Consider the following 1,669-nt stretch of genomic DNA (forward strand, 5'->3'; position numbering starts at 1 on the left):
AATAACAAAAAGGTTATTGTTTTCATTTATAACACTCTTTTCCTTTTTTCATCTAAATAGATCAGGAATAATAGGGAAAGGGAAAGAAAGGTTGTTATTGCCAACCTTCCTTTCCTTTCCTTTACTCTTTATACTGAGGTTCTTCTTGTTCAATTTGCTGAACACGAGGAGAAACAGTATCCACCAGCTGTTGAGTTTGTTGGGCAGCATTTTGGAACATTTGTTTCGCTTGTTCATTTTCCGTTGCCAATGCAAACGATTCAAAACTAGCTTGAGCACTCTTTATATTGGCTACCGCTGTTTTTAGATCACTTGCTACTGTCATGGTTATTCCCTCCCATTGAGTTTTGACTTCGTATTCTAGAATGTCTCAAAGACGGTTTATTATGTCATAAAAAAATAAAAAAATAAATTCAAAAAATTCGAGTATGTGCCATTATCGTTGTATTAGGCGAACTCCCGGTCCTAAGACAAAACCAGAGCATAGACTAAACTAAAGCTATAAGAACATTCTGTCTTTATGATAAGGAGTTGTTTCTTTGAAGAATACGGAGATCTGTACTTCCTGTGAAAGATATTTTTGGAAAAGTCAACTTTCGTTACTGCCCAACGAACCAATTCGTTTCAATCGGAAATTTTGTCCAACATGTTACCCAACTGTTTTATACGAGCATACAAAACTTTATTATGATTACTACCCATAATTGTTCTTTAACGATAGGGCCGGTATTTTTGGAGCGTTTCCGAGAAAAATATAACCCGTTCCTTAAAAATGTTAGGAGATAAGGGATTCAGAGATTCACGTTTGTGTGTAGCAATCTCTTCCGATAAAGGTTATTTAAACGCTTTGTATAAGCTTTATACTGGACGATTAGCTGTGTAAAAACAGGTCGTTTTTGGTGCTATTATTCAAAACATAAACTGGAGATTTATATTAATATAAAATAGAGATTGTGAAGAAATGTACCTAAAGTAAGTAGAATTGTTTAATAAATTTTTTCAATTTGCCGATATAAAGAAGAGAAAATAATTTACAAACTACACTAAAGGGAGATTAACTTTGATTGAATCTATCACGCAATCTTTAATGGAAAAGTATTACTCTTTAAGAAGTAAAGAACAAAGTAATAAAACACTTGCAGCGAATTCTTCTCCTTCAAAATCAATAACCAGTCCTCAACATGATACACTATACACGCCAAATATGAAAAATATAGATGTGATTCAGGATTCTTATGCACCTTTTTTACAGATTGATAGAAACAATAATTTGTTGATTGAGAAAAATAAAGTATATAGCATTAAGACAGATTATGGTGTGATTAATTACAAATTTCATCATAATAATGATTCAAGGTATGTTGAAACATTGCATTTTGACAATAAAATATCCGATGAAAAAAGAGTGCATTTGGAAAGAACGAGGCAATTTTTAACACACTTACAGACTTTTGCTGTAACGGGTAGAATTAATATTATGTATACGGCAAGAACAGCACAAGAGGTGCTAAAAGGGTTTGAAAGATTGGGAATCAGTACGGATGTATGTAGTAATCTAAAACTGGACCACTGGAGTCATTGAAAAATCCCCCAGTAGTATATAATTAACCCCTGTAGAAATAAATGAATTTCTAATGGGGAGACTGGGAGCGATGATCAATTTGAAAAA

At 33.0% G+C, this 1,669-nt stretch carries 2 protein-coding genes; one reads left to right on the forward strand and one right to left on the reverse strand.

What is annotated here, in order from left to right; genetic code table 11:
* Nucleotides 1-121 precede the first annotated feature (121 nt).
* Entirely contained in the window at nucleotides 122-325 is a 204-nt protein-coding gene (locus ACE1TI_RS21705) for a DUF1657 domain-containing protein (protein WP_375009581.1), read from the reverse strand.
* Nucleotides 326-1,060: 735 nt separating this feature from the next.
* Between ACE1TI_RS21705 and ACE1TI_RS21710 the strand changes: the two genes are divergently transcribed.
* Entirely contained in the window at nucleotides 1,061-1,582 is a 522-nt protein-coding gene (locus tag ACE1TI_RS21710; RefSeq protein WP_375009582.1) for a hypothetical protein, read from the forward strand.
* Nucleotides 1,583-1,669 lie beyond the last annotated feature (87 nt).

Origin of the sequence: Alteribacillus sp. JSM 102045, from assembly GCF_041949975.1 — a bacterium.
Classification (GTDB): Bacteria; Bacillota; Bacilli; order Bacillales; family Marinococcaceae; genus Alteribacillus.

Coding starts and splice junctions, on each gene's coding strand:
- ACE1TI_RS21705 (WP_375009581.1), bottom strand. CDS start 325: ATGACAGTAGCAAGTGATCTAAAAACAGCGGTAGCCAATATAAAGAGT.